The organism is Stenotrophomonas sp. YIM B13575 (assembly GCF_042787595.1).
Lineage (GTDB): Bacteria > Pseudomonadota > Gammaproteobacteria > Xanthomonadales > Xanthomonadaceae > Stenotrophomonas > Stenotrophomonas lactitubi_B.
On record NZ_JBHZOP010000012.1, the window covers coordinates 49,304 to 75,739 of the forward strand.

At 66.8% G+C, this 26,436-nt stretch carries 21 protein-coding genes; 13 read left to right on the top strand and 8 right to left on the bottom strand.

Annotation, left to right across the window (positions count from 1 at the left end):
* Window positions 1–7: 7 nt before the first annotated feature.
* A complete protein-coding gene (locus ACFX4F_RS02455) occupies window positions 8–3,361 on the top strand; it encodes an ATP-binding protein (protein WP_380651872.1) in 3,354 nt (1,117 codons plus the stop codon).
* Between the two features lie 11 nt (window positions 3,362–3,372).
* On the opposite strand, the gene ACFX4F_RS02460 is transcribed toward ACFX4F_RS02455, so the two are convergent.
* Complete coding sequence (locus tag ACFX4F_RS02460; RefSeq protein WP_099818584.1) at window positions 3,373–4,032, bottom strand: response regulator transcription factor; 660 nt, start codon at window positions 4,030–4,032, stop codon at window positions 3,373–3,375.
* Between the two features lie 116 nt (window positions 4,033–4,148).
* Here ACFX4F_RS02460 and ACFX4F_RS02465 point away from each other — a divergent pair, with 116 nt between their 5' ends.
* The 10 genes from ACFX4F_RS02465 (at window position 4,149) to ACFX4F_RS02510 (ending at window position 15,528) form a co-directional block, all read left to right on the top strand.
* Entirely contained in the window at window positions 4,149–4,838 is a 690-nt protein-coding gene (locus tag ACFX4F_RS02465; RefSeq protein ID WP_099818583.1) for a response regulator transcription factor, read from the top strand.
* Between the two features lie 98 nt (window positions 4,839–4,936).
* A complete protein-coding gene (locus ACFX4F_RS02470; protein ID WP_165787230.1) occupies window positions 4,937–5,101 on the top strand; it encodes a hypothetical protein in 165 nt (54 codons plus the stop codon).
* Between the two features lie 228 nt (window positions 5,102–5,329).
* Window positions 5,330–5,893, top strand: coding sequence for a fimbrial protein (locus tag ACFX4F_RS02475; RefSeq protein WP_099818582.1), 564 nt, complete (start codon window positions 5,330–5,332; stop codon window positions 5,891–5,893).
* Between the two features lie 64 nt (window positions 5,894–5,957).
* Window positions 5,958–6,698, top strand: coding sequence for a molecular chaperone (locus tag ACFX4F_RS02480; RefSeq protein WP_099818581.1), 741 nt, complete (start codon window positions 5,958–5,960; stop codon window positions 6,696–6,698).
* 52 nt (window positions 6,699–6,750) lie between these two features.
* Window positions 6,751–9,429 carry a fimbria/pilus outer membrane usher protein gene (locus ACFX4F_RS02485; RefSeq protein WP_380651877.1) on the top strand — a complete coding sequence of 893 codons (2,679 nt, stop codon included), beginning with the start codon at window positions 6,751–6,753 and terminating at the stop codon, window positions 9,427–9,429.
* A complete protein-coding gene (locus ACFX4F_RS02490; RefSeq protein ID WP_380651880.1) occupies window positions 9,426–10,493 on the top strand; it encodes a fimbrial protein in 1,068 nt (355 codons plus the stop codon). The genes ACFX4F_RS02485 and ACFX4F_RS02490 overlap by 4 nt, the downstream gene beginning before the upstream one ends.
* Window position 10,494: 1 nt before the next feature.
* Window positions 10,495–10,989, top strand: coding sequence for a fimbrial protein (locus ACFX4F_RS02495; RefSeq protein WP_380651883.1), 495 nt, complete (start codon window positions 10,495–10,497; stop codon window positions 10,987–10,989).
* Window positions 10,990–10,997: 8 nt separating this feature from the next.
* On the top strand, window positions 10,998–11,477 hold the full coding sequence (locus ACFX4F_RS02500) for a fimbrial protein (RefSeq protein ID WP_380651886.1): 480 nt from the start codon (window positions 10,998–11,000) through the stop codon (window positions 11,475–11,477).
* Between the two features lie 8 nt (window positions 11,478–11,485).
* Window positions 11,486–11,974 (top strand): fimbrial protein, encoded by a 489-nt coding sequence (locus ACFX4F_RS02505; protein WP_380651889.1) that lies wholly within the window; start codon window positions 11,486–11,488, stop codon window positions 11,972–11,974.
* A 434-nt stretch (window positions 11,975–12,408) separates the two neighbouring features.
* The gene (locus ACFX4F_RS02510; RefSeq protein ID WP_380651892.1) at window positions 12,409–15,528 is read left to right on the top strand and encodes an ESPR-type extended signal peptide-containing protein; all 3,120 of its coding nucleotides are present in this window, start codon (window positions 12,409–12,411) and stop codon (window positions 15,526–15,528) included.
* Between the two features lie 72 nt (window positions 15,529–15,600).
* Here the strand turns inward: ACFX4F_RS02510 and ACFX4F_RS02515 are convergent, their stop codons facing one another.
* The 6 genes from ACFX4F_RS02515 to pip all read right to left on the bottom strand — a co-directional run bounded on the left by ACFX4F_RS02515 (window position 15,601) and on the right by pip (window position 22,579).
* On the bottom strand, window positions 15,601–16,242 hold the full coding sequence (locus ACFX4F_RS02515) for a response regulator transcription factor (RefSeq protein ID WP_099818573.1): 642 nt from the start codon (window positions 16,240–16,242) through the stop codon (window positions 15,601–15,603).
* The gene (locus tag ACFX4F_RS02520; protein WP_380651895.1) at window positions 16,235–17,293 is read right to left on the bottom strand and encodes a sensor histidine kinase; all 1,059 of its coding nucleotides are present in this window, start codon (window positions 17,291–17,293) and stop codon (window positions 16,235–16,237) included. Before ACFX4F_RS02520 ends, ACFX4F_RS02515 begins: the two co-directional genes overlap by 8 nt.
* 187 nt (window positions 17,294–17,480) lie before the next feature.
* Window positions 17,481–18,218, bottom strand: a complete 738-nt coding sequence (locus ACFX4F_RS02525; protein WP_380651898.1) for an MgtC/SapB family protein — start codon at window positions 18,216–18,218, stop codon at window positions 17,481–17,483.
* Between the two features lie 25 nt (window positions 18,219–18,243).
* Window positions 18,244–21,003: a magnesium-translocating P-type ATPase gene (gene mgtA / locus ACFX4F_RS02530; RefSeq protein ID WP_099818570.1), complete on the bottom strand. Its 2,760-nt coding sequence runs from the start codon at window positions 21,001–21,003 to the stop codon at window positions 18,244–18,246.
* Between the two features lie 63 nt (window positions 21,004–21,066).
* A complete protein-coding gene (locus ACFX4F_RS02535) occupies window positions 21,067–21,366 on the bottom strand; it encodes a hypothetical protein (protein WP_100552609.1) in 300 nt (99 codons plus the stop codon).
* Between the two features lie 265 nt (window positions 21,367–21,631).
* Window positions 21,632–22,579: a prolyl aminopeptidase gene (gene pip, locus ACFX4F_RS02540; protein ID WP_099818568.1), complete on the bottom strand. Its 948-nt coding sequence runs from the start codon at window positions 22,577–22,579 to the stop codon at window positions 21,632–21,634.
* 148 nt (window positions 22,580–22,727) lie between these two features.
* Between pip and ACFX4F_RS02545 the strand changes: the two genes are divergently transcribed.
* Complete coding sequence (locus tag ACFX4F_RS02545) at window positions 22,728–23,399, top strand: TraX family protein (RefSeq protein WP_380651903.1); 672 nt, start codon at window positions 22,728–22,730, stop codon at window positions 23,397–23,399.
* A 115-nt stretch (window positions 23,400–23,514) separates the two neighbouring features.
* Window positions 23,515–24,609: a DNA glycosylase AlkZ-like family protein gene (locus ACFX4F_RS02550; protein ID WP_380651906.1), complete on the top strand. Its 1,095-nt coding sequence runs from the start codon at window positions 23,515–23,517 to the stop codon at window positions 24,607–24,609.
* 33 nt (window positions 24,610–24,642) lie between these two features.
* Here ACFX4F_RS02550 and ACFX4F_RS02555 read toward each other — a convergent pair whose 3' ends face one another.
* The gene (locus tag ACFX4F_RS02555) at window positions 24,643–26,349 is read right to left on the bottom strand and encodes a PAS domain S-box protein (protein WP_380651909.1); all 1,707 of its coding nucleotides are present in this window, start codon (window positions 26,347–26,349) and stop codon (window positions 24,643–24,645) included.
* Window positions 26,350–26,436: the final 87 nt, after the last annotated feature.

The following is a 26,436-nucleotide window of genomic DNA, read 5'->3' on the forward strand; positions in this document are numbered from 1 at the left end:
AATCACCATGCATCCGGCCGCGCCTGCAGCGCCCATCAACCAGATAGATGCCCTGCGCAGGCTGCAGCGACGCCTGCTGTTCGGTGGTGGCGGACTGATCAGCATCCTGATCGTGCTGACGGCCGCCGCCAGCCTCGTCGGTGGTATCGGCGAGTTCCATTCGCGCGAGCGTCAGACCTTCCAGGAGGCGCAGTCGGCGCTGGACTATTTCCTGTCCCAGCGCGACCGCGCCTATGCGAGCAGCATCAATGCCAACGACGCATTGTGGACTGACCAGCAGGCCGAGCTGCGACGACTGGGTGCCCCTCTGCTGAGTGATTTCCTGTCGCAGGGTCAGCAGGGGGTGGTGCGGGCGGAAGGGCGCGCATCGGTGCCCTGGCTGGTGCTGGGCAATCCCGCGCAGCCGATGCCGCAGGACGAGCTCGAAGCCTACCTGGGCATGCTGCACGAATACTCGGCATACACGGCTGCGACCATCACTGCCCTGCAGACACAGGGGCCGATCACCATGTACGCGTATGAGCCGAAGGGACGGCTGCTGGCCGTCGCCGGCGTGATCGACGAGGCCCAGCTGCTGCAGACGCTGAAGGTGCCGACCCGTGCCCAGGCCTTCGAAAGACTGATGCAGATGGAAGCGGCTGTGGGCGATCGGGTTCCCGCGCCCGGTCCAGTGGCAGGTGCAGCGCAGGGGCGCCGCCTGGTGTCGTTCCTGGGTGACAACCCGCTCAACGGCCAACCTGCGTTGGTCGGCGTGATGACGATGGCGCGTGCGGACGTGCCGTACTTCCGTCGCGTGGTGTTCGAATCCATCGACAATCTCAAGGGTCGACTGGAAGCAACCGATCCCGGCAGTTACCTGGTGACCACCGGCGACGGGCGTGTGGTGCTGGCGGGCGGGGCGCTCGCGCGATCACCCGCTGCGTTGGCCGCGACGCTGGCAGATGCGCGATCAGCCGCGGGGCAGCGCCAGTACCACGATGGCCGGTTCCTGGTCAGCGGCGCGCTGCGCGGGGTGGATTGGCGCCTGACCCACCTGTACGGCTGGGCAGACCTGTGGCGCGCGCAGCATGCGGCGATCCTGCTGCGGGTGTTCACCGCACTGCTGATCCTGGCAGCACTGTGGATGCTGCTGTGGCGGATGGACCGTCGCGTCTTCGCACCGGCGCTGGCCGATGCCTCGCGGGTGTATGAGAGCGAGGCGCTGAGGCAGGCCATCATCGGTACCGCGCCGGTAGGCCTGGCGCTGCTGCGCCGACGCGACGGTGCGGCACTGCTGCAGAACCAGGTGGCGCGCGAACTGGTTGGCGAATCCGGTCAGGACCACGCCGTGCCGGAACTCTATGCGCAGCTGATCGCCCATGCACGTGGCCTGCCAGCCCGTGGCGGTGAATTCAACTGGGCGCTGGGCGCCGGCACCGACGACGCCCGTCAGTTGCAGGTCGCCCTGGCGGCAGCCAATTACCACGACCAGCCGGTCTGGGTGTGTGCGATGCGCGACGCCACCGCGCAGGTGGAACTCCAGCATACGCTGCAACAGGCGCGGCAGGACTCGGAGCGTGCGCGCGAAGCGGCCGAGGCTGCCAGTCGTGCCAAGACCGCGTTCGTGGCGACGATGAGCCATGAAATCCGCACGCCGCTGAATGGCGTGCTGGGGCATCTCGAACTCCTGGCGCGTTCGTCGTTGCAGCCGGACCAGCATGAGCGCCTGCAGCGGATTCGATTGTCGGCCGATTCGCTGATGGCGATCATCAGCGACGTGCTGGATTTCTCCAAGATCGAAGCAGGGCAGCTGGACATCGATCCACTGCCGTTCGCGCTGCGTCCGCTGATCGAACAGGCCGCGCTGCTGTACGCCCCGGAAGCGCAGCGCAAGGACGTGAAGCTGTATTTCACCATCGATCCAGCGCTGGATGAGGCCTTCATCGGCGACGTCCATCGTATCCGCCAGATCCTCAACAACCTGCTGAGCAACGCGGTGAAGTTCACTGCCTCCGGTCGCATCACCCTGCGCGCCGAGGCGGGTGCCGGAACAGGCGAGCAGCGGCAGCTGCGCCTGCAGGTGGTCGATTCGGGCATTGGACTTTCCGAGGAACAGGTGGCCACGCTGTTCCGACCCTTCCAGCAGGGCGATGCCAGCGTCTCGCGGCGCTACGGCGGCAGCGGGCTGGGCCTGGCGTTGTGCCAGCAGCTGGCGCAGTTGCTGGGGGGCCGTATCCAGGTGCAGAGCACGCTGGGCGTAGGCAGCGTGTTCACCCTCGACGTCCCCGTTCAGCGCTCAGCGGTTGCGACAGCGCCGGACCAGCCCTTGTCCGCTCGCCGCATTGCGCTGCTGTCGTCGGCGCAGGAGTGGCGGCAGGAGATCGGGCAGCTGCTGCACCGCTGGGGCGCCGATGTAACGGTGATCGAGCGACCCACCGACGGCGCCCCCGGAGCCACGCTGCTGATCTTCGGCGAGCGCCGCGCCTGGACCGATGACGAAGAGCTGGCGGTGCTGCCCAGCTATGCCAGGATCGTGCGGGCCTATCCCAGAGGGCCGCTGTCGCCGGAGCAGCGCGATGATGCAGTGCACGTCTCGTGCTATGCCAGCCCGGCACTGCTGCAGGCGCTGCGCGGGGAGTGGATGCCTGTGCCGCGGGTGCCCGCCGCTGCGCCGCAGGCCGGAGTACGCCGCACGCGTGGCCGTGTCCTGCTGGTGGAGGACAACCCGGTCAATCGCGAGCTGATCCAGCAGCAGCTGGAGGAACTGGACTGCCAGGTCGATGCGGTGGAGAACGGACAGGTGGCGTTGACCGGCTGGCAATCGGGGGCGTGGGATATCGTGATGACCGACATCAACATGCCGGTGCTTGATGGCTACCAGCTTGCACGGGCGCTGCGCGGTCGCGGCGAAACGCTGCCGATCCTCGCCGTGACTGCCACCGCGTTGGCAAGCGAACGCGAACGCTGCCGTGCGGCGGGCATCGACGACCTGCTGCTCAAGCCGCTGGACCTGGCCCGGCTGCTGGCGATGCTGGACCGCTACCTGCAGGCGCTGCCGCCGCCACCACGCTCGCTTTCGCCGGCAGGCAAGGACAAGCCGCACAAGCTGCGCGCATTGTTCGTGGAAAGCAGTGCCCGCGATCTGGACAGGATGCACGCCGCAGGCGAGAGCGGCGACGACGAGGCGCTGCTGGAGCAGCTGCATGCGCTGAAGGGCGTGCTGCTGATGATGGGTGAGAAACCGCTTGGCACGCGTTTTGGCGATGCCGAACGGTTGCTGCGCGAAGGGCAATCGCTGCCGGAGGACGAACGCGTTGCTCTGCTGTCCGATCTGCGCGATCTGATCGACGCCTATCGCGATGGCCTGCGGGACGACGTGTGAGCAGGCTGCGGCTACTCCGTATCCGGCCTGGGGGTGCGCAGCCCCAGTTCGCTGGCGAACTTGAACAGGTCGGCATCCTTGTCGATACCGAGCTTGGCCATTCCGGCGGTCTTCTGGGTACTGATCGTCTGTTTGCGGCGGTCCAGCCGGGTTGCGATTTCATTGACGCTCAGCCCCGAGACGAACAGCACCAGCACCTCGTGCTCGCGGGGCGACAGCGCCGCGATGGCGCGCGGCGCCCCGCGTGCAGGCAGCAGCTGGGTGATCGACGGCGACAGGTAGCGACGGTTGGCCCATGCTGCGGCGATCGCCGCCGGCACGTGGCTGGTGTCATCGGCCTTGCTCAGGATGTGGTCGATGCCGCTGGCGTGCAGCGCCTGGATCATCGCCGGCTGGTCGAGCCCGGTCATCACGATCAGGCGCAGGTCGGGAAAGTGCTTGCGCAGATGGTCGAGCAGCTGCAGCCCGTCACCGAAGGCGCCGCCGGGCATTGCGTAGTCGGTCACCACGACATCGCAGGCAGTCTGCTGCAGCAGCGCGACCAGGGCCGAGGAATCGCCTACCGCGCCGATGCAGGACAGGGTGGGGATCTCGTCGATGGCAGCTTCGATACCCATGCGGATGACCGGATGGTCGTCGGCGATGGCGACGCGGATGATCGGATGGGACATGGAGGGTCTCTGTTGATTAAACAGACAGAAATTGCCGTAATTGGCGCGGACCACTATAAGGCAGCCGACCGTCCCCGGGCAGGTCGTGCGGTTCACCATCAGGAGAGGAAGCGAGCATGCCGTTGAACATCGTCGTGGCCGATGACCATCCGGTCCTGCTGGCCGGCATGGAGCACCTGCTGGAGGCCGAGCCGGACCTGGCCATCGCCGGACTGGTACGCGACTCCACCGAACTGGTCGATCTGCTCAGCCGCACACCGGTTGATGTGGCGGTCTGCGATTTCTCGATGCCCAACGGCCGCTATGGGGATGGGGTTACCCTGCTGCGGTTCCTGCAGCGTCGCTTTCCGGCGCTGCACCTGGTGGTGCTGACCGGCATGGAAAGTCCCATGGTCCTGCGCTCGATCCAGCGGGCCGGGGTGTCATGCATCGTCAGCAAGAGCGATCCGCTGGAGCAGCTGGTTCCCGCCGTGCATGCCGCCAGCCGCCGGCAGGCCTTCATTTCAGCGGAGATCGCGCGGCTGATCGTCGAGGACGACCCGCACGACGATGTGCAGGAGGTCGAGGCCCTGTCGAAGCGCGAATCAGAAGTGCTGCGGATGTTCGCCGAGGGGCTGAGCGTGATGCAGATCGCCGAGCGCGTTGGCCGCAGCCGCAAGACCATCAGCACGCAGAAGATCGCCGCGATGCGCAAGCTTGGGTTGCAGCGCGATGCGGAGATCTTCGAGTACGCACTGACGCACGGCCTTGTGCAGGCGTCACAGAACGCACGCGCGGGTGCCGGTGGCGAAGGATCTGCCGACTGATTGAGGACGGGTCCGATGGACCCGCCGCTGTCCATGCCTAGGCTCGGAGAGGTATCCCTTGCTGCGGTGATGATGTGTCCGTTCGAGACGACCCCCGTTTGACTGCCCTGCTGTTGCACTTCACCCGGCTGCCCGCAGCCGCGCAGGCGCACTTCCTCGAACTGCTGAATCACTACCTGTTCGCCTCGCCGAGGCGCCGCAGCCAGCTGCGCCGTCATTGGCACCTGCATGCGCCCGCCGACGACGAGCGTGATGATGCGTGATCGGCGGGCAAACCGCGTTCAGCGATCACAGCCGAAATCTCGGCCGGGTCCGATGGAGGCAATCGCCTTCACTTCCTAGCATTCCTCCCGTAGGCCAATGAACCGGTCTGCCGGGAAGGACGCTTCTCCCCAGGTGTCCCGCCCGTTCCCGGCCCCGCCGTCCTCCCCGGCGGCGGGGCCTTTTCACCGCCTCGCGCGGATCACACCTGTGAAGAAGAATCCAACACCATGAAGCTCCTCCCGATTGCTTCCGCTGCAACCCTGCTGCTGGCCGCTGCGGCCGCCAATGCCCAGTCCTACGGCTCGGGCATCATCGAATTCACCGGTGAAGTGACCGACCTGACCTGCACGATCTCCGGCGGTGCAGGCGCCATCGGCACCACCAACATCACCGTGCCGATGGACCCGGTCCAGGCCAACCAGCTGGCAGCGGCCGGTGACGTCGCGGGCCTGCATCCGTTCCAGCTGGTCATCGGCGGCCCGGGCCAGGGCACCTGCCAGAACGGCAAGATCGCCGAACTGTACTTCGACCCGACCGCTGGCCAGGTGGACGCGGGCAACGGCAACCTGCGCAACCAGGAAGCCAATGCACCGGCCGTCAACACCCAGATCCAGGTGCTGTACAAGAACGCCGTGGTCGATCTGCGTGACCCGGCCTTCAAGACCGATCCGGTGACCATCGCCAACAACACCGCCGTGATCGACATGGCCAGCCAGTACGTCGCCGTCAACGGCGCTGCTGCGCCCGGCTTCGTGCAGTCGTACGTCAACTACAAGGTTGTCTACAACTGATGCCGCGCAGGGCCGTCGGCACTTGCCGGCGGCCCTGTGGCCGGCCTCATCGATGAGGTGATCCATGCTTTCCTTCAACCGCACGCTCTGTGCCGGCGTTCTCGCCCTTGGCACACTGTTCGCCCAGGCTGCCGACGCATCGGTGGTGATCGGTGGCACCCGCGTGGTCTATCCCGCGCAGGACAAGGAAGTCACGCTCAAATTCATGAACGAAGGCGAGCGCGCCGCGCTGGTCCAGGTGTGGCTGGATGATGGTGATGACCAGTCCACGCCGGACAGCGCCAAGGCGCCGTTCGCGGTCGCGCCGCCGGTGTTCCGCCTGGACCCGAAGAAGCAGCAGACGGCCCGCATCCTGTTCACCGGTGCCACGCTGCCTGCCGATCGTGAAACGCTGTACTGGCTGAACATGCTCGAGATCCCGCCGAAGACCGGTGGCAGCACGGCCAACATCCTGCAGTTCGCCTTCCGTACCCGCATCAAGGTCTTCTACCGCCCGCCGAACCTGGCCGGCGAGCCGGTGCTGGCGCATCAGAAGGTGCGCTGGTCGCTGCACTCCGCGTCCTCCGGACTGGTGCTGCGTGCGGACAACCCGACGCCTTACCACGTCAACTTCGCCAGCGTCGGCCTGTGGGCCAATGGCAAGGAACAAGGCATGCAGGGGGGCGGCATGGTCGCACCGTTCGCACAGGCCGAGTTCGCGCTGGAAGGGCTCACCGCTCCTCCGCAGGGCGAGCTGAAGGGCGCGATCACCGTCATCAACGATTTCGGCGCCCTGGTGCCGACCCAGGTCGCCTTGCAGCCCTGAGTACAGCGCGCACCGCCTGCGCGCCTTTCCCTGTCCCCGCGGAGACACCCTGATGAACGCCCCGATCCGGGCGCCGGGCAACGGCGCCTGCCGCCTGCGGCATGCCCGGCTGCCGATGCTGGTGGCCACCATCCTGTTCGCCCACAGCGTTTCGGCGGCGGAATCCGGCGTCGACGAAGCGGTCACGTTCGATGCGGCGTTCCTGCCGGCCGGTGCGTCGGCCCGCCTTGACCTGGAGCGCTTCGCGCAGGCTGACTACGTCGCGCCGGGTACCTACCGTGGTGATGTCCGTCTCAACGGACAGTGGCAGGCACGGACGGACATCCTCTACCGCGAGGTGGAGGGCAGTTCCCGGCTGTGCCTGGACCCTGCACATCTGCAGGCGTACGGCATTGCCGTGGATCGGCTGCAGGCAGACCCGGAGCACCTGCCTGCGTTGCCGTGGCCGCAGGAGCTGGTCTGCGCAAGCCTGGGTGACCTGGTGCCGGGCGCAACGGCAACGTTCGATGCCGGCAGCCAGACGCTGGACCTGCAGGTACCGCAGCTCTACCTGCGCAGCGAAGCACGCGGTTACGTCGATCCCAGCCAGTGGGATGCCGGCGTGCCCGCGTTCGCCTTGAGCTACAACGCCAACGCGTACCACTACAACAACGGCAGCACGGCCCGCTATTCGGGCTTCCTGGGCCTGAACGCCACCGGCCGCGTTGCCGGATGGCAGCTGGTGCACCAGGGCGCGATGACCCTGGGCGGCAGCCAGCCGCAGCGCTACCGTTCCACGGCCGCCTACCTGCAGCACGATATCGTGCCGTGGAAGGCGCAGCTGATGCTGGGTGACACCTCCACGCCGGGTGACCTGTTCGAAGGCGTGCGCCTGCGTGGCGTGCGCCTTGGCAGCGATGACCGCATGCTGCCGCAGTCGCAGCGTGGCTTCGCACCGGTGATCCGCGGCGTGGCCGAGACCAATGCACGGGTGATCGTGCGCCAGCGCGGCAGCGTGCTGCACGAGGCCAGCGTGGCTCCGGGGCCGTTCGAGCTGGACGATCTGTATCCAACCGGCTATGCCGGTGACCTGGAGGTGGAGGTGCGCGAAGCGGATGGCCGCTCGCACCGCTTCACCGTGCCGTACTCGGCCGTGCCGCAGCTGCTGCGCCCAGGCCAGTCGCGCTGGAGCGCGTCGGCCGGCCGTGTCGACGAGAGTTCGCTGCGTGCAGCGCCGGAACTGCTGCAGCTGCAGTACCAGCGCGGCCTCAGCAACACCCTCAGCACCTACGGCGGCATGGTCGTGGGTGAAGACTATCGCGCCGCCCTTGCAGGTGCGGCGATCAACACGTCCTTCGGCGCGGTGGCCGCAGACGTGTCGCTGGCGCGGATGGCCGTGCAGGGGCTGCCGCCGATGTCCGGCAGCAGCTTCCGGCTGGCCTACAACCGCAACGTGGTGCGCACCGGAACGTCTTTTGCCGTGGCCGCCTACCGCTATGCCACCCGCGACTACGTGAGCCTGCGCGACTGGGCATCGCTGCGCGACGCGCGTGCCCGCGACCTGGACATCGACACCGTGGCCCGCCAGCGCAACCGCATGGACCTGAGCATGAACCAGCAGCTGGGGGAGCGCGGCGGGCAGCTGTTCGTGATCGGCACCCGTCGCGATTTCTGGAACGCACCCGGCCGCCAGCTCGACCTGAGCATCGGCTACAGCAACCAGTGGAAAGCACTGAGCTACAGCCTCAACTTCCAGCGCACCCGCGACTCGATCGACTTTGGTCGCGGCTATCTGCAGGACAGTATTCCCGGCGCGGACGTGCCGGCCGCAAGAGCCCAGCAGGCACGCGTGGACAACCGCCTGATGCTGATGGTGTCGTTGCCGCTGGGCAGGTCGCCGCGGGCGCCGCTGGGCAACCTGATGCATACCCGCAGCCGTAATGGCGAACCGGCCACGCAGCTGTCGACCAACGGCCTCTCCGCGCGGGACGACCGCTTCAGCTATGGCGCCACCCTGTCGCGCATCGCGGGCAGCAACAGCGTCGATCTCAACACCGGCTACCGCGGTGCGCGCGGCCAGTGGACGGCCAGCATCAGCAGGGGCAGCGACTATACCCAGCTGGGCATGGGCGCAGCGGGTGGCATGGTGCTGCATGGGGATGGGCTGACCTTGTCCCCGCCACTGGGCGAAACGGCAGCACTGGTGCACGCCGCTGGTGCGGCCGGTGCGCGCATCGAGAACGGTGGGGGTGCGCGCCTGGACAAGCGCGGCTACGCCGTGGTCCCGTTCCTGACGCCTTACCAGCTGAACACCATCTCGATCGATCCCAAGGGCACCGGCTTCGACGTGGAACTGCAGGAAACGGCACGCAGCGTCGCGCCGCGTGCCGGCTCGCTGGTGCGCTTGGCCTTCAGTACCCGCGCCAGCCATGGCCTGATGGTCGACGCACGTACCGATGACGGTCGGCCATTGCCGTTCGGTGCCGAGGCCACTGACGCCCAGGGCACCAATGTCGGTGTGGTGGGGCAGGGCAGCCGCCTGCTGCTCACCGGCCTGCAGGCTTCCGGTCCGGTGCATGTGCAATGGGGTCCTGACAGCGACGAGCAATGCGTGATGCAGGTGCAGGTGCCGACCTCACGTTCCGGCGATGGTTACACCGTAGTGGAAGCGCGCTGCCAGACCGCGGCCGCTGCACAGCAGCCCGGCCCCGGCGCTCTTCCTCACCTGGTTACTCTGGAGAAAGCGCCATGAACCCGATCATGCTGATGGCCCGAGTCCTGCTGGCCGCGATGCTGCTGGCCAGTGCGCCTGTCTGGGCGCAGAACTGCCGGATGTCCGACGGCAATGCGCCGCTGGTCAACATCGCAAACCTCAATGGCTCGATCACCGTCGGTCCGGACGTGCCGGTGGGAACCGAGATCTTCCGGGCAACCTATTACCCTGGCCCCGGCAACGAGATTACCTGCACGCCTGGTCGGATGGACCGCATCCGCCAGTACACGTCGTTGCCGTATCGCGCTTCGAGCTACGTGCACCCGAGCTACGGCACCGTGTATGAGACCAATGTACCGGGCGTGGGTGTGGCCGTGTGGTACAGCGGAAGAGGATTTCCGTTCTTGGTCGAAGACGAAACCAACCTTCCGCCACCTACCGTCCTGCTGTTCACACCGGCACAGGCCTTCGATGTGAGCCTGATCAAGATCGGTCCCATCAACGCAGGCACCGTGACCGGCGTCAGCCTGCCGCAGTTCGAGTACCGGATGACCGGAGCCAACCGCAACGTGCTCTTCTGGAGCGGGCGCGTGCAGGGCAGCCTGAACATTGTCTCGCGCACGTGCACCACCAGCGACGTGCCGGTGGACCTGGGCGTGCACCAGATGAGCGAAATCCCTGCGGTCGGGACTGGCACGGGCTGGGTGAATGTGCCCGTGGTGCTGCGCAACTGTCCTGCGTTCTTCGGCCGCTTCCGCGGCCACCTGACCACCGGTACGGTGCAGACCGCCAACGGGCGGGTGGACAACCGCATCCGCTATCGTGTCGATCCGGTCACTGCGGTTGCCGACCGTGCGCGCTCGGTCATGGCGCTGCAGGACGACGGCGTCAACCTGACCGCCACCGGCATCGGTATCCAGATCGGAACGCAGGCGCAGGATTCGGTCGGCTTCAACACCCTGCGTGATTCCGGCCTGGCCCTGACCGAGGTCAACAACGCGCAGTACACGATCATGCTGCGCGCACGTTACTACCGCCTTGCAGCCGCAGCGTCCTCCGGGCAGGCCAATGGCGCGGCCACCATCACCCTGGAGTACAACTGACATGCGCGCTGTCCTGCTGTTGGCCGCGCTCGCCGGGCTGCTGCCGTTGCCATCGCATGCGGCCGACCTGACCCTGCGCTTCAGTGGCCGTTTCCAGCCCGGCACCTGCCAGTTCAGCGTCGCCGATGTCGATGTGGGTACCTTCGACGCGCCGTACTTCACCGCCAATCCGCAGTCGCACGCGGTCAGCTTCACCCTCAACCGCAGCAGCTGCGCCAGCGATCTGCGCGTGCTGCACGTGCGCATGGCGGGCACCGCCGACAGCAGCGATGCGCGTTACTTCGCGGTACCCGCCAGCGGCGGTGTGCGCGGCCTGGCCGTGTGGTTGTACACGCCTGCCCAGCAGACACTGGCACCCAACCAGGCGGGGTTCGACTGGCTTACCAATGGAACGCCGGCGGCCGGTCACCTGCTGAACGCTCGCCTGGTCCGCACCGGCACGGTAACGGCTGGCACCATCCGCACCAGCGTGACCGTACAGGTCACCTACAACTGAGGTGCATCATGCATCGCACTGCTCTTTTCCTGGTGCTGGCCATGTTGACGGCCAGCGTGCAGGCGCAGGACACCCAGCCATTCACCGTTTCCGGCGAGATCCTGCCCGGTGCATGCCGGATCACGTTCCCGGACGTCGACCTGGGGTCGCACCTGGCGAACGTGTTCACTGGCAGCCATGGCACCGCCTACGTCGATTTCAGCGGGACCGTCAGTGACTGCGATCCCTTGATCCTGCGGGTGGCCATGACCTTCGACGGCACCGCCGATATCGACAACAACCGCCTGTTCCAGGGCGTGCCCGGCGTGGGCGTGGAACTGGTGCGGGTGGTGTCGACGCTGAACGTGCCCATTCCGCCCGGTGGCAGAACGCAATACGTGACGGCCGAAGGCATCTTTCCGTTCCGCGCGCGCCTGCTGCAATCGGCGATGCCGGTCTCCGTCGGGCGCATCCAGCGACCGATCACGGTTTCCCTGACCTACAACTGAGAACCCCCATGCGTGCTTCTATTCCAGGCCTGTGGCTGGCCGCTCTGCTGATGCTGTCCGGTGCAGCATCGGCACAGACCGCTACCACCACCAACTTCAACGTCACCGGCACCATCCTGCCGGGCGTGTGTCGCATTGCCGTGGCCGATGTCGACCTGGGAACCTACCAGGCTACCCAGTTCACCGGCGCCTTCAGTACGCCGTTCCAGGCCGTCAACGTGGTGGTCAGCCAGTGCGATCCACTGGTGACCCGGGTCGGCCTGCGCTTCACCGGCAGCGCCGACAGCAACGATGGCACGCTGTTCCAGGGTGTGGCCGGCATCGGCATCGAACTGCAGCGCACCAGCAACGGTACCCGGCTGCCTCCCGGCGGTCTGTCCCAGATGACCACCGCCGCCGGCACCCACGCCTTCCGTGCGCGTTTTCTGCAGAGCGCGGCGACCGTGGCAGCGGGAACGGTAAGCCGGCCGATCACCGTGTCGATGACCTACAACTGAGGCCCCGCCAGGCTGAACGGCATGCGTTCAGCCATTGCCACAACCGCCATTTAGGCCCTGTCCGATTCGGGGCAGGACCGCTGCTTTCCAGCATTTGTCCGTAGACGCGGCATTGGCCGCCATTCGACCGGCCCGACCAGGCAGGGCGGCTGCGATGGCCGCTACAACGCCCCCGAGTGTGGAGCCATAGCGCGCCGCACGGCGCCACGCATCGTCCTTTCTGCCACTGCATAGATGGCTGTGCAAGGCCGTCCTCATGCAGCTGAATTGCCGCGGCATGCCTACGCGGGCCTGGGTTCCGGATGCGTGATTAGGCCGCGTCCGATGTTTCCGGATGGGGGGGGATAGGAGCATGGCCTCAAGCACTACGAGGTCACTGTCCACCCCCCGCGGCCAACGTCATGTACCGCGCGAATCAACTACGAGGAACCGCCATGAACAAGATCTATCGAATCGTCTGGAACCAGGCCATCGGCCGTTGGATGGTCGCATCCGAACTGACCACGGCCCGCGGCAAGCGCAGCGCCGGTGGTCGTCGTGCACTGCTGGCGATCGCCGTCGGCCTGTCGGCCGGCAGCGCCATGGCCGCGCAGACCTGTTCCACGCCCGATGGCACCCCTGGCAGCGAGGACGAGCGCGCAGAGTGCATCGCCGATGCCCCGGCATCGCGCAGCATCGGCGTACTGGGTGGCATGGATGGCGGCGTCGCTCCCGGTACCAATGCCGTTGCGGTGGGGCCGGGTTCGCAGGCACTGGCTACGAACTCGGTCGCTGTTGGCAATGGTGCGGTGGCCAACAACCTTGCAAACGTCGCCATTGGTGATCGTGCGGTAACCGACGGCTTCAATTCCGTATCCATGGGTTATGCCGCCACCGCGACCGGGAACTTCAGCCTGAGTGTGGGCGGAGGTTCCAGCGCGACCGCGGCCCGCGCTACGGCCGTGGGTACTGACGCCAAGGCGACCGGCAACAATGCGACCGCTGCGGGCAATGCCGCACTGGCGAGCGGTGTCGCCGCTTCGGCGTTCGGCGATACGGCACGGGCGCAGGGCGAACGCTCGCTGGCGCTGGGCGCCAACGCCAACGTCGACGCTGCCGCGCAGTATGGCGTTGCCCTGGGTCGCAATGCCCAGGTCACCGAGACCGGCATCAATGCCGTGGCAATCGGCCAGGGTACGGTGGCCAACCGTGCCGACAGTGTGTCGGTTGGTACGGTGGGCGGCGAACGGCAGATCGTCAACGTGCGTGCCGCCACGATCGATACCGATGCGGTGAACCTCGCGCAGCTCAAGGCCAGCGCCGGCAGCACGGCAGCCGCGCTGGGCGGGGGCGCATCCGTCGATGCCAATGGCAACGTGACCGCGCCGAGCTACAACGTGGGCGGCAGCGCGCACAGCAACGTGGGTGCCGCACTGGCCAACCTCGACGGCCGCACCGCAGCCAACACCACGGCACTGGACACGCTGGCCAGCACTGTTGACGGTGCGGTGATGTACGACGGTGCCGACAAGTCGTCCGTCCGTTTCGGTGGCGCCGATGGCACCACGCTGAAGAACATCGCCGACGGTGATGTTGCCGATGGCAGTACCGATGCGGTGAATGGTGGCCAGCTGCACCAGACCAACGAGCGGGTGGCGCGCAACGCCGACGATATCACCACGCTGGACGGGCGGGTGACCAACGTCGACAACCGGGTCAGTACCCTGGTCAGCGACCTCGATGCCGGCACTGTCGGCCTTGTCCGCCAGGACGCCACTACCCGGACCATTACCGTTGCCGGTGGCAATGACGGTGGCACGGTGAACTTCGCCGGCACCAGCGGCAATCGCGTGCTGGCCGGTGTCGACGACGGCGTGTCGGCCAACGATGCGGTGAACCTGTCACAGCTGCAGGCGACCGAGCAGGGGCTGCGCAACGACATGGGTGCGATCGGCGATACGCTCGAAGGCGCCGTGGTCTACGACGGTGCCGACAAGGCATCGGTGCGCTTCAGCGGCGCACAGGGCACCGTGTTGAAGAACGTTGCTGCCGGCGATGTCTCCGACGGCAGCACCGAAGCGGTCAATGGCGGGCAGCTGCACGACACCAATGAGCGCGTTGTCGCGGCGGAAGGGAACATCTCCCTCATCCAGGGTGATGTTACCCGGCTGGATTCGCGGGTAACCACCAATGAGGGCGATATCACCCATCTGACCTCGCAGGTGAGCCAGTTGGCGGCCGGCGGTCTGGGCCTGGTGACCCACGACGCCAGCACGGGCGTGGTCAGTGTGGCAGCCCTGCAGAGCGGTGGTGTTGTCGACGTGTCCGGTACGGATGGCAACCGCGTCGTGAAGGGCGTTGCCGGGGGCCGCGTTGCCGACGACAGCGACGAGGCCGTCAATGGCGCGCAGTTGAAGGCGACCAACGACCGCGTCGCGGTTGCCGAGGGCGATATCAGCAACCTCGATGGGCGCGTGACCATCAACGAAGGCAACCTGACCCAGCTCAGCCAGGACGTGAACAATCTGTCGAACGGCTCGGCCGGCATCGTCCAGTACGACGCCACTTCGGACAGCATCAAGGTCGGCAGCCAGCAGGGTGGAAGCCTGGTCGACATGGCAGGCACGTCCGGTGCCCGCCGCATCGGTGGCGTGGCCAATGGTGTTGACGACGCCGACGTGGCCACCATTGCCCAGCTGAAGGCGTCCGGCCTGGTTGATCCGAATGATGGCCGCGCCTTGGGCGCACTGGTTTACGACGACGTATCACTGGACCGCGCTACGCTGGGCGGCAGCCAGGGCACCGTCATCGCGAACCTGGGCAACGGCCTGATTGCTGCGGGCAGCCGCGAGGCGATCAATGGCGGTCAGCTGTGGCAGGTGCAGGCCGATTGGGAAGCGCGCTGGGCGGCATTGGATGGCCGCGTGGGCGTGGTCGAGGAGCGCATCGCCGACGGCAACATCGGTGGCCCGGGCAATCCTGGCGGGCCGGGGACCTCGCCGGGCACCGGCGAGGGCTCGGTTGCCATCGGCGACGGCAGCCAGGCCGCCGGCAGCGGTTCGGTGGGTATCGGCAGCGGTGCTGCAGCCACCGGCGAAGGGGCAGTCGCCATCGGTGACGGTGCCTCGGCGTCCGGCAACGGCTCCGTGGCGATCGGCGCCGGTTCGGTCGCCGATCGTGATCAGGAAGTGTCGGTGGGATCCCAGGGCAATGAACGCGTCATCAGCAACGTGGCCAACGGTACCCGTCCGACCGATGCCGTCAATGTCGGTCAGATGGAAGACCGCTTCCAGGCCGAGCGCGATTGGTCGAACAGCCGCTTCCAGGCGATCGACAAGCGCTTCGACCGCATGGGTGCGATCAGCGCGGCCTACGCTGGCATGGCCCTGAACACCGCTGGGCTGAGCGGCGACAACCGTGTCGGCGCCGGTGTGGGTGCGCAGAACGGGCGTACGGCTCTGGCCGTCGGCTATCAGCGCATCATGGGTGAGAAGAGGAATATGTCGGTTTCGCTCGGCGGCGCCTTCAGCGGCAGTGACCAGAGCGTTTCGGCCGGCGCTGGCTTCAGCTGGTAACACCGTCCCGCATGCCTCGCAGAGGGGCATGCGGGATCTGCCCGGGGCGTGCCGCGCCGCCGCGGGATTCGATCAGGGCGCGGCGGCCTGCAGCCGGTCGTACATGCGCACCAGGTCCACCAGCGTGCGCGCGCCCATCTTGCGCATCACCTGCGCGCGTCGCACCTTCACCGTGATCTCGCTGACCCCAAGGTCAGCGGCGATCTGCTTGTTCAGGCGACCTCGCACCACGCCGTCGACCACCTCGCGCTCGCCGGTGTTCAAGGTGTCCCAGCGCTGCTGCAACGCGCCCAGCACGTCGCCCTCGCGGCGCCGCTGGCGGTCGATCCCGATGCCCTTGTGGATGGCATCCAGCAGCTCCTGGTCACGGAAAGGCTTGGTCAGGAATTCGATGGCGCCTTCCTTGATGGCATTGACGCCCATGGCGATGTCGCCGTGCCCGGTGATGAACACCACCGGCAGGTGCAGGCCGTGGCTGGCCATGGTGCGATGGAAGTCCAGTCCGCTCTGGCCAGGCATGCGCACGTCCAGCACCAGGCAGGCCGGCGCGTCGTCCATCGCGTGGGCCAGGAATTCGGCGGTCGAGGCGAAGGCCCGTACCTGCAGGCCCATCGATGCCAGCAGATCTTCCAACGCAGCACGCACCGATGCATCGTCGTCGATCACATAGACGATCGGTGCCGGTTCAACGGGCGTTGTCGTGGGTTTACGCATGCGTGTCCTCCGTGGCCGTGGGCAGCTCGAAGATGAAGCAGGCGCCACCGCCTGAGGGTCGCTCGGCGCGGATATGGCCACCATTGGCCTCGATCATCGAGCGACTCAGGCTGAGACCCAGGCCGAGGCCATTCGCCTTGGTGGTCCAGAATGCATCGAACACGCGGTCGGGCTGCTCCACCGGCAGGCCGATTCCGCGATCGCGCACGCTCAGGCTGACGTGGCCTTGCCCATCATGTGCGGTCAGCAGCGACAGCCTGCGCTCGCCCATGGGCGTTACGGCCATCGCGTCAACGGCGTTGAGGATGAGGTTGCCGATCACCTGCTGCACCTGCACGCGGTCGGCATGGGCGGGGGGCAGCTCGTTGCCCAGCAGCAGCGCGACCGTCACGCCATGCTGTTCCAGTTCGCTGCGCGACAACGCCAGCATTTCCTCCACGGCCAGGTTGAGGTCGAAGGCCTGGCGCTCGGGCGCGGCGCCCTGGGTCAGGCCGCGGATGCGGGCGATCACGTCACTGGCGCGATGGGCGTCGGCGACGATACGGGCGATGGTCTGCCGTGCCTTGTCCAGGTTCGGCGGATCCTGGGCCAACCAGCGCTGGCTGGCCTCCGCGCTGCTGGCGATGGCCGCCAGCGGCTGGTTCACTTCATGCGCGATGGAGGTCGTCAGCTCGCCGACGGTGGAGGCGCGGGCCACCCGCAGCAGGCGTGCCTGTGCATCCTGCACCGCAGCCTTGGCTGCTTCCATCTTCAATGCCAGATACGTGGTGATGCCGATCACCAGCATGCCGATGGCCGAATTGACCAGGCCGATGCGGTAGGTGCCGAAACGGGTCAGGAAGAAACTGATGGCGGTCAATGCGATGCAGACTGCCGCAAGCGCGATGAGGCCGCGTGCGGGCAGCTGCCGCGACGCTGCCAGGATGACGGCTGCGTAGAAGCAGGCGGCGGCAACGGCGTAATCGGTAACCGTATCGACCAGGAAGATGGCCGCCATCACGATGATCAGGGCCAGCACGACCAGGGGGCGGCGGGGCGACAGCGATGGCATCGGGGGCTCCCTGGCGTGTGTGGAAAGGATAGCAAAGCGATGTTCGGTAGATGCCGACCTTGGTCGGCATGGGTTGTCCGCGATCATGGCGGCCCACGGATTGTGCCGACCAAGGTCGGCACCTACCAAGGCGGTGCACGGTAGCGCCGGGCCATGCCCGGCGAAATGCGTCCATCAGCGGCCGGCACTACTCCTCCAGGCTGGCGTTCCAGAACCCCTGCAGCACGCCCGGCGTGGCCGCCAACGTCGCCAGCACGGCATCCAGTTCGCCGCCATCGACCGTGGTGGCGTACAGCACCGCCTCGATCTCGACATCGCGCTCGCCGAACGGGCGCTGGTCGACCGCGCGCACCGGGTACTGCGCCTGTTCCAGCAACAGCAGAAGACGGTCCAGCACCTCGGCCTGCTGCTCACGCTGGCAGACCACGTTGATCGCGTAGGTTGCCTCGCTGAACGCTTCCGGCAGCGGTTGCCGCTGGATGCGGTTCACCACCGGCCGCAGCAGGGTGTTGGTGGCCAGCACGAACACCGCAGCCAGCACCGCCTCGGGCAGCAGCTTGATGCCGGCACAGGCGCCGACCGCCGCCGAGCCCCACAAGGTGGCTGCGGTGTTCAGGCCAGATACCTGCGCGCCATCCTTCATGATCGCGCCGGCACCGAGGAAGCCGACACCGGAGATCACGTAGGCCACCACGTGCAGCGGTGATGGCGGACCGCCGTACATGTCGTGGAAGCGCACGGCCAGGTCGACGAACACCGCGGCACCCACTGCCACCAGCGTGTTGGTGCGCAGGCCGGCGGTGCGCTGGCGGAACTGCCGCTCCAGGCCGATCAGCGCGCCCAGCACGAAGGCGACAGACAGGCTGATCAGCGAGCTGAGGGTGGCGCCGGCGTTGAACGCCGGCAGGTGGGGGTTGAAGTCCATGAGGGTTCTCCCTGCGCCGATGCGCTTACTGCCAGCCGTAACGGCGGATGTAGAGCTTCTTCAGCAGGGTGGTCAGCACCGCATAGCCGAACAGGATCGCCACCAGGAACGGCCAGTAGCCGGCCGGCAGCGCCTGCAGCTTGAAGTAGCCGGCCAGCGGGCTCATCGGCAGGATCACGCCGATGGCCATGATCGCCCCGGTCATCAGCAGCAGCGGCGGCGCGGCGATGCTCTGCACGAATGGCACCTTGGGCGTACGGATCATGTGCACGATCAGGGTCTGGGTCAGCAGGCCGACCACGAACCAGCCGGACTGGAACAGGCTCTGGTCGGCCGGCGTGCGTGCATCGAACACGTACCACATCAAGGCGAAGCAGCTGAGGTCGAAGATCGAGCTGATCGGCCCGAAGAACACCATGAAGCGGCCGATGTCCGCCGGGTTCCACTTCAGCGGCCTGCGTACCAGCTCCTCATCGACGTTGTCGAACGGAATGGCGATCTGCGAGATGTCATACAGCAGGTTCTGCACCAGCAGCTGCAACGGCAGCATCGGCAGGAACGGCAGGAACGCCGAGGCCACCAGCACCGAGAACACATTGCCGAAATTGGAGCTGGCGGTCATGCGGATGTACTTGAGCATGTTGCTGAAGGTGCGCCGCCCCTGGATGACGCCTTCCTCCAGCACCATCAGGTTCTTCTCCAGCAGGATGATGTCGGCCGCCTCCTTGGCGATGTCCACCGCGCTGTCCACGCTGATGCCGATATCGGCCGCGCGCAGTGCGGGGGCATCGTTGATGCCATCGCCGAGGAAACCAACCACCTTGCCCTGTGCACGCAGCTCGCGCACCAGCCGTTCCTTGTGCAGCGGCGTGAGGCGGGCGAACACGCGGTGTTCCTGCAGTGCATGCGCCACGGCCGCATCGTCCATGCGCTCGATCTGCGGGCCGGTCACGATCGTGTCGGCATCCAGGCCGACCTGGGCACATACGCGGGCGGTAACCAGCTCGTTGTCGCCGGTGAATACCTTTACTTCCACGCCGTGCGCGGCCAGCGCCTGCAGCGCCTGCGCGGCCGACTCCTTCGGCGGATCGAGGAAGGCGACGTAGCCCACCAGGGTCAGCTCGCGCTCGTCGGCCTGCGAGTACACGCTCTGGCTGGCCGCGGTCTCCTTCATCGCCACCGCCACCACACGCAGGCCCTGCTCGTTCAGTTCCTCGGTGGTCTGCCGCACGCGGGCCAGGCGCTGCTCATCCAGCGGCATGTCCTGGCCGTTCTCGCGCACGGTGCTGCACACCGCCAGCATCTCCTCCACTGCACCCTTGCAGATCAATTCGTGATGGTCCTCGCGCTCGGATACCACCACCGACATGCGGCGGCGCTCGAAGTCGAACGGGATCTCGTCAACCTTGCGGTAGTCCTGTGACAGACGCAGCGAGCTCTGCAGCTCCACATGCTCCAGCACCGCACGATCGAGCAGGTTGATCAGGCCGGTCTGGAAGTGGCTGTTGAGGTAGGCGAAGGTCAGCACATCCTCGGAATCCTGGCCGAACACATCGGTGTGCCGCTCCAGTGCGATCTTGTCTTGGGTGAGGGTGCCGGTCTTGTCGGTGCACAGCACTTCCATCGCGCCGAAGTTCTGGATCGCGTCCAGGCGCTTGACGATCACCTTGCGCCGCGACAGCAGCACCGCGCCCTTGGCCAGGGTGGAGGTGACGATCATCGGCAGCATTTCCGGGGTCAGGCCGACCGCTACCGACAGCGCGAACAGGAAGGCTTCGGTCCAGTCGCCCTTGGTCCAGCCATTGACCAGCAGCACGAACGGCACCATCACCAGAGCAAAGCGGATCAGCAGCCAGCTGACGCTGTTGACGCCAGCCTGGAATGCCGTCGGTGCGCGATCGCTGGCACTGCTGCGCTGGGCGAGGGTGCCGAAGTAGCTGGTGTTGCCGGTCGCCAGCACCAGCGCGGTTGCCGTGCCGGACACCACATTGGTACCCATGAACAACAGGTTGGCCTGTTCCATCAGGCCAGCCTCGGCATTGCCCGGCTGCACGAACTTCTCCACCGGCAAGGATTCACCGGTCATCGCAGCCTGCGCGACGAACAGGTCCTTGGCCGCGAGCACGCGGCAATCGGCCGGGATCATGTCGCCGGCCGACAGCACGATATGGTCGCCCGGCACCAGATCACGGATCGGCAGATCCAGCAGCCGTGCCGGCCGCCGGCTGTGCAGCTGTGCGCCGAAATACTGGTCGGCCACCTCCGCCGCCTCGGTGCCCGCAGCGCGGCGCAGCACGCGTGCGGTATTGCCCACCAGCGCCTTCAGCCGTTCGGCAGCGCGGTTGGAGCGGCCCTCCTGGACGAAGCGGATCAAGGTGGACAGCACCACCATTGCGCCGATCACTACCGTCGCCTTGGCGTCTTCGGTCAGCCAGGACACCGCGGCCAGTACCGTCAGCAGCAGGTTGAACGGGTTGCGATAGCACTGCCACAGATGGCGCCACCACGGCAGTGGCTTTTCGTGGTCGACCTCGTTCGGGCCGAAACGCAGCAGGCGCTCTTCGGCCTCATGCGGGCTGAGACCGTCGACGTGCGACTGCAGGGTGGCCAGCGCATCGGCTTCGCTGCCCTGTGCCAGCGCGAGCAGTCCGGCGGTGAGCGCGGCCGGTGCGGCCTGCGTGCTGCCACGGCCGTAACCGGCTTCGGGCATGGCACGACGACCAAACAGGTTGGCCGCGCGTCGGCTGCGCAGGAAGGTATTGAACCAGGCGTTGAGCAGGCTCATGGGGGAGGTCCTCGTGGAGCGGCGTCGGGCGGCGCCGGCGCGTGGAGCGGAAGGGGCGGGTCGTCAGGCGTGGCGCATGGCCAGCACCGCGGGCGACCAGGGCTGCATGCGCAGCCGCTGGCTGCCGCCGATGCACAGCGGCTTCATCGCATCGCGCAGCGGGTAGGGCAGGTGGCGCAGCACGTTGATGCGCTCGCTGATCGGCAGCAGCGACAGGGCGTCGGCCACCACCCGTGGCGAGCCGAGGGCCAGCGAACGGGCGAACAGGACAGGGCCGTGCTGCAGCAGCAGGCTGCGCAGGGCGGAAACATCGCGCTCACCGATCAGGCGGCGGACAGTGATGTAGAGAATCTTGTAGGACATGGGATTCCTCCGGGCAGGCGCTGCCCGGGGCTCCCATCGCTTACACGGACAGGAACCGGCCGTCAGTCGCCAGCAGTGAACAAGGGGGCAGGCAGGGGCGCGCGTTGCGCCCGGCAGGGTCGGGATCCATCTGCGTCTCCGCGTGGGGCGGCCAGTGGCTGGCCAGTGGCGCTATTGTCCGCGCTCGTATTCAGCAGGCCTAGAGGCCCGTGGGTTAGCCCGGCTATACCTTGGTATAGAAAAAGGGGCCGTTGGCCCCTTCTGTTCAGCTGCGGTCCGCGAAAGCGTCGGTGGCCCGCACCAGGGCATCGGTAGTGGCCGCTTCGTTGGCGCTGTGGCCGGCGATGACCATCTGCAAGGTGGCTTCCGGCCAGGCCTTGGCCAGATCCCAGGCACTGCGTGGCGGGCAGATGATGTCGTAGCGCCCCTGCACGATGACGCCCGGCAGATGGCGGATGCGATCGATATCGCGCAGCAGCTGGCCGTGTTCCAGGAAGGTGTTGTGGCGGAAGTAATGCGCCTCGATGCGTGCCTTGGCCAGCGTATCGAGCGGATCGGTAGCGGACACCGCGTCGACCTCATGCAGCAGCGTGGCGGCATTGTCTTCCCAGCCCAGCCAGGCCTGTGCCGCTGCGATGCGGACGGCTTCGTCGGCATGGTCCAGGCGCTTCCAGTACGCTTCGAGCATGTTGCCGCGCTCGTCCTCCGGGATGTGCGCCTGGTAACGATCCCAGCGCTCCGGGAAGATCCAGCGGGCACCGCCATCGCGCTCGGCGAACCAGCGGTTCTCTTCTTCGCGACCGAGGAAGACGCCGCGCACGATCAGCCCGGTAGCGCGGTCGGGATGCGCCTGTGCATAGGCCAGCGACAGCGTCGAACCCCAGGAACCACCGTAGACCAGCCAGCGCTGGATGCCCAGGTGTTCGCGCACCTTCTCGATGTCGGCCACCAGGTCCTGGGTGGTGTTGTCACGCAGCTCGCCGAACGGCGTGGAGCGGCCGCTGCCGCGCTGATCGATCAGCACGATGCGGTAGCGCGTCGGGTCGAAGAAGCGGCGATGGGTGGGCGAGATGCCAGCGCCGGGGCCACCATGCAGGTACACCACCGGAATGCCTTCAGGCGTGCCGCACTCTTCGACATGCAGGGTGTGCAGCGCGTCGACGGGCAGCGTGTGCTCGCGGTACGGGGTGATCGGCGGGTACAGCGTGCGCATGGCGATGCCTCACAAGCGGGGACTGCAAGGATAGCGGGGCGCAGCGGTCAGCGTCATCCGCGTCAGGTTCAAGTACTCTTTGCGTTCAAGGGGCAACGTCGTCGATTCCTGACGAGATGGACCCGGCAGGACGCAGAGGATGAATGACATGAGCGCGCAGGACGTCGCCGTACACGCCCCGCCGGCGCACGGCTCCCTCAGCAGCGGCGCCCGCGAGCTGCTGAAGTGGATCGCGCTGCTGTCGATGACCGGCGATCACGTCGCCAAAGTGGTGTTCGGTGGCTATGTGCCGGTGGTCAGCGAGCTGGGGCGCATCGCCTTCCCGTTGTTCGCACTGGTGATGGCCTGCAACCTGGCGCAACCGGGCGCCGATCTGGGCAAGTCGATCCGGCGCTTGTCCGCTTGGGGCGTGGTCGCGCAGCCGCTGCACATGCTGGCCTTTGGCCACTGGCTGCCGCTGAACATCCTGCTGACTTTCGGCCTGGCTGCGGTGGCGGTGCATGCGCTGACCAGCAACCGGCAGCTGTTGCTGCTGGTGGCAGGAGGCCTGCTGCCGTTCTTCGTGGACTACCAATGGGCGGGGGTGGCCCTGGTGGTGCTGGGCTGGATCGCGTTCCGCCACCGGGCGTACTGGCTGCTGGCGTTCGGATTCGGCGGGCTGTGCTGGGTCAATGGCAACGGATGGGCATTGCTGGCCATCCCGCTGGTGCTGGCGTTGGCCAGGGTGCCGTGGACGGTTCCGCGTTCACGCTGGGCGTTCTACGTGTACTACGTGGGGCACCTGGCGGTTCTGGCCGCCTATGCGCAGTGGCTGCGCTGAGCAACGGCACCCATCGCAACGGCACCCATCGTAGCGGTGAGCTGCCCCGGTCACGTCGCGGGTGCTTTTCCAGTGCGCAACGCACACCGGGCACGCTCGCCTCTACAATCGGCCCATGCCTGCCACGCCCACCCTTGACGATCTGCGTCGCTACGCCGTAGCCCGCACGCTGTTCACGCCCACCACGCTGCTGACCGCGATCCGTCGCCTGGGTTTCGTGCAGGCCGATCCCATCCGTGCGCCTGCGCGTGCCCAGGACCTGACCCTGCGGCACCGGGTGAAGGGCTATCAGGCTGGAGATCTGGAGCGCCGCTACAGCCGGTTGCCGATCGAGGAAGACTTCCTGGTCAACTACGGTTTCCTGCCGCGCGAACACCTGTCGTTGATGCATCCGCGGGTGTCCCGCAGGCCGTGGGACGCCAGCACGCGGCGCAAGGCGGCCGAGGTTCTGGCGTTCGTGCAGGAGCGGGGTGCGGTGCATCCGCGCGAGGTCGACCAGGCGTTCGCGCATGGCCGGGTGACCAACTACTGGGGCGGCACCAGCAATGCCAGCACCCACCTGCTGGATGGCATGCACTACCGCGGCATGTTGCGCATCGCCCGTCGTGACAGTGGTACCCGCATCTATGCCGTTGCAGAACATGCACTCGCCGAGGGCGGCAAGGCCGCACGCCTGCAGCGCGCCAACGCACTGATCGATCTGGTGGTGCGCAAGTACGCGCCGTTGCCTTCGGCCAGCCTCACCTATCTGGCACGGTTGCTGGGCTACGGCGCTCCACATCTGTCCGTCGAGATCCAGCAGGCACTGCGGCTGGCACGCGAGCGCCTGGCTGGCTGCATCATCGACGGAACACAGTGGTACTGGCCGGCCGAGGAGAATCCCCGTTCGCGGCGCTATCAGGCCGATGAGCAGGTGCGGCTGCTGGCGCCGTTCGATCCCGTGGCCTGGGATCGGCGACGGTTCGAGCTGCTCTGGGGCTGGGTCTACAGGTTCGAGGCCTATACCCCGGCGGCCAAGCGTCGCTTCGGCTACTACGCGCTGCCGCTGTTGTGGCGCGACCAGGTGGTCGGCTGGGCCAATGTCACCGTCAGGGATGGCGCTCTGCAGCCGGATATCGGTTTCGCCAGCGCCTCGCCCATGAAGGACGTTCTGTTCCGCAATGCGCTGGATGATGAGCTGGAGCGGATGACGCGCTTCCTCACCGGATGAAGTCTTGCCTTGCGGTGACAGCAGACGCTGTTGCTAGTCGTCGCGCCGCTGCGTGCGTACCCGTGCACGCGCGTCATAGAGCTGGCTGTCCGCATGATGGATGGTGTCGGCTACCGATTCACCCGGCGCACTGAGCGCCGCGCCCATGGAGAACGCTGTCGGCGACTGCGCCGCGTTGGCGGCATACCAGCCCTCCAGCAGGGCAAGACGCGCGGACGCCGATGCGGTCAGCACCACCAGGAACTCGTCTCCGCCCAGGCGGACCACGGTTTCTCCCGCACCCAGTGGCGCCCTGAGGAACGCGGAAAAGTTGATCAGGATCGCGTCGCCCCAGCGGTGACCCTGCGCGTCATTGATCCGTTTGAAGTCGTCCAGGTCAAATACCAGGCATGCCCACGTTCCGGCGGTCATCTCATCGAGCCGGTGCAGGTAGCGACGGTTGTGGCACTGGGTGAGTGGATCCTTCAGCGACAGCTCGCGCAGGCGCTGCTCCTGCAGCCGCAGCGCGGTGACATCCTGGGCGTGGCCCAGTACGAAGGGCGGCTGTCCTTCGCTGTCGAGCACGTTGTTGTAGGCCCAGTAGCGCAGCGTTCCATCGGCGGCGATGAGCTCGATCACTCCGGCATCGGTTTGGTTGGCTTCGATGCGCTTCAGGTAGGCATTGAACACCTCTCGGCGCTCGGGCGGCATGTAGTCGCACAGGCTGCGGCCGATGATCTGGCGTTCCTCGTAGCCCAGTGACTGCAGTGCCGCCGGGTTCACCGAGGTCAGCGTGCCATCCAGCGTATGGGTGCAGATCAGCCCCAGGCTGTAGTGGAACAGGCGCCGATAGCGCACCTCGCTCGCCTCCAGCGCGTCCAGCGCCGCGCGTTCTTCGGTGACGTCCTGGATCGCGCCCACCAGCCGTGGATGGCCCTCCACCTGCTGCCGGTTGCCCACCACGCGGGTCCAGATGCTGCGTTCGTCGGCCGTTCGCATCGGCAGCTGCACCTCCCAGGGCGTGCCATCCTCCACGCAACGCTGCACGGCAGTCTGGATGATGCTGCGGCTGTCCTGGCGGTAGAATGACAAGGCGGATTCGAGGGTGGGCTGGTAGCTGGAACGGACACCGTGGATCTGCTTGGTCTCGCGCGTCCAACGCACCTCGCCGGTGTCCAGGTCCAGTTCCCAGCCGCCGACCTTGGCGGCGGTGTTGGTGCGCTGCAGGAAATCCTCGCTGCGCTTCAGATCGCGATGCAGTGCCTGCGCCTGGTCGACCTGTCGCAGCAATGCGCTGCGCTGCTCCAGCACCTGCGTGGTGACCCGGCCAAGATGGACCATCAATTCCCGCTGCGACGGTGACAGCACCCCGGGCAGCGTGTCGAGCAGGCACAGCGTGCCGATGCGCGCGCCATGGGCGGTGGTCAGTGCAATCCCGGCGTAGTGGCGTACCCGATGCCCTGCAGTGACCAGTGGACTGCCGGCGAACCGCGGGTCCTGCCGCGCGTCTGGAATCTCCAGCAGCTCGTCCTGTTCGATGGCATGCGAACAGAAAGAGATGGAGCGGGGCGTTTCGGTAATGTCGCCCAGCCCGATGCTGGACTTGAACCATTGTCGCTGCGCGGCAACGATGGAAATCAACCCGATGGGCATGCCGGTGGCGGCGAGCGCGGCGGCAACAATGGCATCGAACACGGGCTCAGGCGGTGTATCGAGAACACCAAGGCGATCGATCTCGAGAAGTCTGGAAGCTTCATCCATGGCAGGCACTGCGTCTCCGGCAGGGAAGGGCAGGTCACAGCGATCACGCTAGGGCGCGGCACGTTATGCCGTTGCGTGGAACAGTGA